The organism is Leifsonia sp. NPDC056665 (genome assembly GCF_042791795.1).
Lineage (GTDB): Bacteria > Actinomycetota > Actinomycetes > Actinomycetales > Microbacteriaceae > Leifsonia.
In genome coordinates, this window is the sequence record NZ_JBHTXK010000024.1 from 48,065 (window position 1) to 54,340 (window position 6,276).

Below are 6,276 nucleotides of genomic sequence, written 5' to 3' on the forward strand. Positions count from 1 at the left end.
CGCGCGATATGAATCATCAGGAATCGGGGGAGGAAGAGCTGTGTCAGTGAAAAGCGCTGGAATCCGAGACGTAGCCGAACTGGCCGGCGTATCGGTCACGACGGTGTCGCACGTGTTGAACGACACGCCGCACACGAGGGTGGCAGAAGAGACGCGGGAACGTGTTCGTCACGCGGCGAAGTCGCTGGGCTATGGTCCGAACCGTGCGGCGCAGGCGCTGAGGACGAATCGGTCCGGGCTCATCGGCTTGCTTAGCGAGGAGATCGCCACTACCCCGCACGCGGGCCGGATCATCCTCGGCGCTCAGGACGCCGCGCGCGAACACGATCTCACCCTGGTCATCATCAACACGGAACGCGAATCCGCCGGCAACTCGCACAAGGACGACGTGCAGGCGTTGCTGGACCGGCAAGTGGATGCGGTCCTCTACGCCACCATGTACCACCGTCGCGTGTCCCTCCCCCCGAACCTGCAGGCACTGCCCGCTGTCCTGATCGACTCGACGGACCGCGCCGGCATCGTCCCGGCAGTGGTCCCCGACGAGGTCGGTGGCGCGGTCGCAGCAGTCACGCACCTCGTGGAGGCGGGCCACACCCGAATCGGGTTTCTCAACAACGATGACGATGTCCCAGCGACACACCTCCGGTTCGAGGGCTACCGCCAGGTGCTGGACGCACACGGCATCCCGTTCGACGCGACCCTCGTCTCCACTGCACCGTCTGAGACGCTGCCCGGCTATGAGCTGGCGCGCGAGATGCTCTCCCGGACGGATCGGCCGACGGCGCTCTTCTGCTACAACGACCGGATGGCGATGGGTGCGTACCGGGCAGCCACGGAACTCGGTCTCAACATCCCGAACGACCTCTCTATCGTCGGCTTCGACAACCAGGAACTCATCGCAGCCAACCTCTTCCCCGGGCTGACGACCGTCGCCCTTCCCCACTACGAGATGGGCGCCTGGGCCGTGGAGACACTGGTGCGCCTGATCCACGGCGAAGCCGAATACAAACTGCTCGCCGACAAGCCCACACTGCTCGACTGCCCGCTCATCGTCCGAGGATCGGTCGCACGACCGACTTCCGCCTGAAAGGTACACAGATGCTCCGACTCGCCTCGTCCTGGGTATGGGACTTCTGGCTCGCTGACGACGGCGACCGGTACCACCTGTTCTTCCTCAAGGCTTCCCGCGCCCTCCTGGACCCCGACCGCCGCCATTGGCGCGCGACCATCGGGCACGCCACCTCCACAGACCTGACCACCTGGACCGAGCACGCCGACGCAGTGATTCCGGACGACGCCCCTGCGTTTGACGACATGGCCACCTGGACCGGTTCGGTCGCGCGTGAAGACAACGGAACGTGGCGCATGTTCTATACCGCGGTGAGCCGATCCGAAGGAGGAATCGTCCAGCGCATCAGCTCCGTCGTTTCGGAGGACCTTTTCACCTGGCGGCGGGAGCCCGGGCGGCAGGTGCTCGAACCGGATTCGCGCTGGTACGAGACAGCGGAGACCCGTCAGTGGCCTGACCAGGCTTGGCGGGACCCGTGGGTCTTCCGCGACCACGACAGCTGGCACATGCTGATCACCGCCCGCGCCAACCACGGCGATCCCGACAACCGAGGGGTCATCGGTCACGCGACGTCGCCGGACCTCACGACGTGGACCGTGCAGCCGCCCCTTTCACAGCCTGGCGCCGGATTCGGACACATCGAGGTCGTGCAGACGCTCAACGTCGAGGGGAAGCCAGTTGGCGTGTTCTCGTGTCTTGCATCCGAGCTCGCGCACGATCGTTTGGCCGCAGATCGTGTCGGAGGCGTTTGGGCATTCCCCACCGAGTCGCTCGCAGGGCCGTTCGACACCCGGGAGGCCTACCGCATCACAGACGAACGACTCTACGTCGGCCGGCTTATCCAGGACCGTAACGGGCAATGGCAATTCCTGGCGTTCAGGAACGATGACGAGGACGGCGGGTGGATCGGCGAGATCACCGACCCCCAGCCGGTTTCCTGGGTGAATGGTCGCCTGTCGGTCGGGTCTGAGAGCCAGCTCGAAACGCGGGAAGTCCGAGTCTCATCGTGAACGCGGGCGCACTCATCGTCGGTGAGGCGCTCATCGACGAAGTCGTCGAACCGGGTCGGATAAGCCGTTACCCGGGCGGATCGCCCGCGAACATCGCCCTCGGGCTTTCCCGACTCGATCTCGTCACCCGACTCCACACGACAATCGGCGATGATGCCGACGGTGACGTGATCAGGGCGTACCTAAGCGAATCCGGGGTGGTATTGACGCCGCAATCGCTGACGGCAGCGCCGACTTCCAAAGCGGTCGCCATCCTTGCCGAGGACGGATCGGCGTCCTACGAGTTCTCGCTGACCTGGGATCCTCGAAATCTCGATGATCTCGGGGCGCCGAGAGTTATCCATGCCGGCTCGCTTGGTGCTTTCCTCGATCCGGGTTCGGACATCACCAGGGACATCGTCAGGCGGGGGCGCGCGGCCGGTGCAATCATCACGTTCGATCCGAACGTGCGTCCGTCGCTCGTTCCTCAGGCTGACAAGGCGCGCAAGCTCTTCGAAGCGCTGGCGTTTTCCAGCCACCTTACGAAACTGAGCGATGAAGACGCCGCGTTCCTGTTCCCCGGCAAGTCCCTGGATTATGTACTCGATCTGCTCATCGACGGCGGAGTGGCCGTGGCCGGCATCACCCGAGGAAGCAAGGGGGCTGTGCTGTCGAGCGGGGAAGGCCGGGTCATTATCCCCCCGGTCAAGACAGTCGTGGCCGACACCGTCGGGGCGGGTGATTCGTTCATGGCCACCCTTATCTGGGCGCTCATCTTCGAAGGCGAGGGCTGGGACGGACGGCCGGTGCGGCCGGACCGACTGCAGGTGGCGGGCGGTAAAGCGGCACACGCCGCCGCCATCACGGTGTCACGCCCGGGTGCTGACCTTCCCGTTCTGAGCGAGCTCACCGCCGCCGCAGCGGCGGACTGATTCGGCGACCAGCGCCACTCGAGTTTCTTCTTCCATTCGGCGATACGAATCGCTACTCTAAGCCGCCCACATTGTGCCAAAACGATTGGGCAGAAAGGGGAGCACCCCATGACGGAGAAGATCCAGCCCTCCCGCCGCGCTGTCGTCCAGACCGCGGCGACAGCCGTGGCAATCGCTGCGCTCACGTACGTGGGCGCCAAACCCGCGGCCGCAGAAACCACGCCACCGCAGCAGGCACAACGGCCTGCACCAAAACGCCGAGTCCCTGTCGGCCTCCTGTAACAGCGAAGCTGCGACCGAACGAGAGGAATACAGATGGAATCCAACGTGTATGACGTCACCGATTGGAAGACTCCCGGGAAACCGATCGACCCTCAGTACGACATCGGTGCGGTGATCAACAGCATCATCGCCGATATCAAACAGCGGCAGAGCGACCCGGCCGACAAGCCCGGCGCCGTGATCTACATCCCACCGGGTACCTATTCCTTGAAGACCCGCGTCGTCGTCGACGTGAGTTTCCTCACCATCCGCGGGTCCGGCCACGGGTTCACTTCGCTCTCCATCCGGTACAACTCGGATACCACCGGATGGCACGAACTGAACCCGGGCGGTAGCCACATCAAAGTCGAAAACACCGATGGCACCTCGGAAGCGTTCCTCGTGGCCAGGAACGGCAACCCGAGGCTCAGTGCGGTCGCCTTCGAGAACTTCTGTCTTGACGGTGTCTCCTTCGGCAGCAACCAGAACTCGTACCGCAACGGCAAGGTCGGCATCCGCTTCGGCACCGACAACGATTCGGCGCGGATCCGCGGGATGGGGATGGTGTATCTCGAGCAGGCTCTGGTGATCCAGGGGCCGGATGCTCTCGATGTATCCGGCAACTTCATCGCCGAGTGCGGGACCTGCATCTTCATCCTCGGCGGTAGCCAGGCGACCAAGATCGAAGGCAATCACCTGGGCGCCGGCCCCGTCGGCTTCTCGATCTTCGCCGAGAACAGCAACGGACTCCTCATCACCGGGAACAACATTTTCCCGCGCGGAATCGACTCGGTGCACATCAAGAACTCGTTCCGGTCGAACATCTCCGCCAATCGCCTCCAGTCGTTCTATCCCGGAAGCATCACGCTGGAGGGCAGCTGCAAGGAGAACCTGATCAGCTCGAACGTCTTCGAGCGACAGGTCGAGACGTACGGCCCGTTCATCGGTACCGGAAACGGACTGGACGACGACTTCGGAGTCGTGCAGGTCAACGGTGACGGCAACACCATCACCTCCAACCACGTCACCCTGATCATCCCTCCCGACCAGGTGAAGCCCGCCGGCGGCACCGCCGCGATCTTCCGGATCAAGAACGGCGACCAGAACCTGATCGGCGCGAATCACGTGATCTCCAACCTCGCCGTCTACACCGTCGTCCTCGACGCGGGAACAACCAACTCGCACGTCTTCGACAGCGGGACCCAGGAGCAGTTGCTGGCGAACTCCACCAGTTACGGGTTCCGTCCCACGCCGTAAGTTTGGCGGGTGCGAGGGCAACCCCCTCGCACCCGCCCCGAACAGACGAAAGGCCGTCCATGTTCGCGAACCTCACCGGTTGGCACCTTCTTGTTGTTCTTGCTGTTGTGCTCCTCATCTTCGGGGCCGCGAAGCTGCCAGCACTCGCACGAGCGCTTGGTCAATCGGCCCGCATCCTTCGCAGCGAAGCCAAGGACCTCCACGACGGGCAGAGCCCCAAGCCGGACCAGTCCGACACGTGACCCGGCACCCCCTCGGATCAAGCAGCACACCATTGGAAAGACAGATGCCAAGCACCACCCGCTACGACGTGACCACCTGGCCCTTCGGCGACGCAACGGAAGACATCGGCGAGGTGATCAACAGCATCATCGCCGACGTGAAACAGCGCCAGAACGCCTCAGTCGAGCCAAACGGTGGCAAGCCCGGGGCGGTGATCTACATCCCGCCGGGGGACTATCACCTTCGAACCCAGGTGTTGATCGACGTCAGCTTCCTCCGGATCGAAGGATCGGGACACGGGTTCACCTCCTCGAGCATCCGGTTCAACGTCCCGGAGGACCAGTGGTCGGATCTTCACGAACTCTGGCCCGGTGGAAGCCGCATCCTGGTTGAGATCGCGGCGGGCGACGACGGGGACGAGTCAGGAGGCGCCGCCTTCCTCGTGAAAAGAACGGGGAGCCCGCGGATCAGTTCCGTCGAGTTCTCCAACTTCTGCATCGACGGGCTGCACTTCGTCGCGGACGAGTCCGAGCTGCACCCCGAGAACACCTACGTCAACGGCAAGACAGGCATCTGCGTCGCGAGCGCAAACGACTCCTTCCGGTTCAACGGGATGGGTTTCGTGTACCTCGAGCACGCACTCACCATCTACAACGCCGATGCGCTTTCCATTCACGACAACTTCATCGCCGAGAGCGGCAGCTGCATCGAGTTGCGCGGTTGGGGACAGGCCTCGAAGGTGACGGACAACCTGATCGGCGCCGGACCCAAAGGCTATTCCATCTACGCCGAGAACCACGGCGGGCTGCTCATCACAGCAAACAATGTCTTCCCCCGCGGCGCCAGCAGCGTGCACCTTAAAGGCGTCACACGGTCGAGCGTGACGAACAATCGTCTGCACTCGTTCTACCCCGGCATGCTGATCCTGGAGCAGAACGCTTCCGAAAACCTCATCGCCTCCAACCACCTGCTTCGCGACCGCGAACCCTGGGCGCCATTCATCGACGTGGACAACGGACGCGACGACCTCTTCGGACTACTGCTCATCGAGGGCACCAACAACTCAGTGATCGGAAACCACTTCTCCGAGATCGTCGACTCGCACAAGCTGCGACCCAGCGGAGCGACCCCGGTCATGATCAGGCTCACTGAGGGAAGCAACAACTACGTCGCCAGTAACCATGTGGTCGCGCTGGATGTACGGTCCTCGTCAGGAGACTCGGCGTTCGACGCGCAGGTGGACGCGCTGCTCACAACCGCGGCAGCCGAGGCCCTCGACGTCGTCACCGTCCTTGTTGAGCCGAGCTCCGACCGGAACACGATTCTCGATTCCGGAACTGACGCCCAGACGAATCTCGACCGGACAGTCAATGCCTTCCGGCCGACACCCGGCATCGGCTCCTAGGGTTAGCAGCGTCGCTCCTGTGTTACCCAGCAGGCCGACTTGCGCATATAAAACTGACGGAGGTTGTTGACAGTCGGGTCTTCCACTTGGGAGGAAGACTGCATGACATCAACACTCTCCGCCTCGGCCCAGCGGGCGATC

At 63.4% G+C, this 6,276-nt stretch carries 6 protein-coding genes; all 6 read left to right on the plus strand.

The window, feature by feature from the left end; genetic code table 11:
• Nucleotides 1-40 precede the first annotated feature (40 nt).
• The 6 genes from ACFQ9V_RS17745 (at nt 41) to ACFQ9V_RS17770 (ending at nt 6,135) form a co-directional block, all read left to right on the plus strand.
• A complete protein-coding gene (locus tag ACFQ9V_RS17745) occupies nt 41-1,087 on the plus strand; it encodes a LacI family DNA-binding transcriptional regulator (RefSeq protein WP_382460443.1) in 1,047 nt (348 codons plus the stop codon).
• Between the two features lie 11 nt (nt 1,088-1,098).
• The gene (locus tag ACFQ9V_RS17750; RefSeq protein ID WP_382460444.1) at nt 1,099-2,079 is read left to right on the plus strand and encodes a glycosyl hydrolase family 32; all 981 of its coding nucleotides are present in this window, start codon (nt 1,099-1,101) and stop codon (nt 2,077-2,079) included.
• Nucleotides 2,076-2,990 carry a PfkB family carbohydrate kinase gene (locus ACFQ9V_RS17755; protein WP_382460445.1) on the plus strand — a complete coding sequence of 305 codons (915 nt, stop codon included), beginning with the start codon at nt 2,076-2,078 and terminating at the stop codon, nt 2,988-2,990. The genes ACFQ9V_RS17750 and ACFQ9V_RS17755 overlap by 4 nt, the downstream gene beginning before the upstream one ends.
• A 315-nt stretch (nt 2,991-3,305) precedes the next feature.
• A complete protein-coding gene (locus ACFQ9V_RS17760; protein WP_382460446.1) occupies nt 3,306-4,508 on the plus strand; it encodes a NosD domain-containing protein in 1,203 nt (400 codons plus the stop codon).
• A 59-nt stretch (nt 4,509-4,567) separates the two neighbouring features.
• Nucleotides 4,568-4,750 (plus strand): twin-arginine translocase TatA/TatE family subunit, encoded by a 183-nt coding sequence (gene tatA / locus ACFQ9V_RS17765; RefSeq protein ID WP_382460447.1) that lies wholly within the window; start codon nt 4,568-4,570, stop codon nt 4,748-4,750.
• Nucleotides 4,751-4,794: 44 nt separating this feature from the next.
• Complete coding sequence (locus ACFQ9V_RS17770; protein WP_382460448.1) at nt 4,795-6,135, plus strand: right-handed parallel beta-helix repeat-containing protein; 1,341 nt, start codon at nt 4,795-4,797, stop codon at nt 6,133-6,135.
• Nucleotides 6,136-6,276 lie beyond the last annotated feature (141 nt).

Coding starts and splice junctions, on each gene's coding strand:
- ACFQ9V_RS17750 (WP_382460444.1), top strand. CDS start 1,099: ATGCTCCGACTCGCCTCGTCCTGGGTATGGGACTTCTGGCTCGCTGAC.
- ACFQ9V_RS17760 (WP_382460446.1), top strand. CDS start 3,306: ATGGAATCCAACGTGTATGACGTCACCGATTGGAAGACTCCCGGGAAA.
- tatA (WP_382460447.1), top strand. CDS start 4,568: ATGTTCGCGAACCTCACCGGTTGGCACCTTCTTGTTGTTCTTGCTGTT.
- ACFQ9V_RS17770 (WP_382460448.1), top strand. CDS start 4,795: ATGCCAAGCACCACCCGCTACGACGTGACCACCTGGCCCTTCGGCGAC.